Genomic DNA, 1147 nt, shown 5'->3' on the forward strand with positions numbered 1-1147 from the left:
TTGACCGGATCCTTGACGTTCGGGATCGTGGCGAACTCCACGTTGTAGAGCTCCCCGTCCTTACGCTCGACCTTGCGCACATAGATGTTCTGGATGATGTCGCGGGTCTGCGGGTCGATCGACACCGGCCCGCGCGGGCTGGTCCAGCTCATGCCCTTCATGGCGTCGATCAGCGCCTGACCGCCCTGGCCGTTGGTCTTCTTCAGGCCCTCGTAGATCAGGTGCATGCCGTCATAGCCGCCCACCGCCATGAAGTTCGGACGCATCCCGTTGTTGGCCTTCTTGAACGCCTCCACAAACGCCTTGTTCTCAGGGCTGTCGTGCGCTGTCGAATAGTGCTGCGTGGTGATAGCTCCGAGAGCAACATCGCCCATGCCGTTCAGGATGTCGTCATCCGTCACGTCGCCGGGGCCGATCAGCTTGACACCGCTCTTGTCGAGGCCGCGCTCCACGAACTGCTTCATGAACTGCGCACCGATACCGGAGGGCACGAACACGAACAATGCGTCGGGCTTGGCGTCAGCGACCTTCTGCAGGAAGGGCGAGAAGTCGGGGTTGGCCAACGGCACCCGCAGGTTCTCCACCTGACCGCCTTTGCCTGTGAACGCACCGGTGAACGCCTTCTCGGCGTCGATGCCGGGGCCGTAATCCGACACCAGGGTGACGACCTTCTTGATGCCGTTCTGCGAGGCCCAATCCGCCATCGGCACGGTGGCCTGCGGCAGGGTGAAGCTCGTGCGAACGATGAAGGGCGAGGCTTCCGTGATCGTCGCCGTGGCGGCAGCCATGACGACTTGGGGAACTTTGGCCTGTGTGGCGAGCGGTGCCGGCGCAAGTGCCAGCGGGGTGAGGCCGAAGCCGGCCATGACGCTGATCTTGTCGTTGACGATCAGCTCCTGGGCCAGACGCTTGGTCACGTCCGCCACACCCGTGTCATCCTTCACGATCAGCTGGATCTTCTTGCCCGCCACCGTGTCGCCCTGCTGCTGCATGTACAGCTTGGCCGCCGCTTCGATCTGCCGGCCCGTGGAGGCGAACGGCCCCGTCATCGGCAGAATGAGGCCGATCTTCACCGTCTCCTGCGCCAAGGCCGCCCCGCTCAAGGCCAGCGTCATGGCCACAGCACCCGCAGCCCCCAGGAATGTTC

Annotated in this window: 1 protein-coding gene; it reads right to left on the reverse strand. The window is 63.9% G+C overall.

Annotated features, from left to right (window positions below):
• Positions 1-1139: ABC transporter substrate-binding protein (locus tag JKL45_RS29590; RefSeq protein ID WP_201865342.1), on the reverse strand; the 1139-nt coding region annotated here is incomplete at its 3' end.
• Positions 1140-1147: the final 8 nt, after the last annotated feature.

It is taken from the genome of Microvirga soli (assembly GCF_016734765.1).
In the GTDB taxonomy this organism is placed as follows: domain Bacteria; phylum Pseudomonadota; class Alphaproteobacteria; order Rhizobiales; family Beijerinckiaceae; genus Microvirga; species Microvirga soli.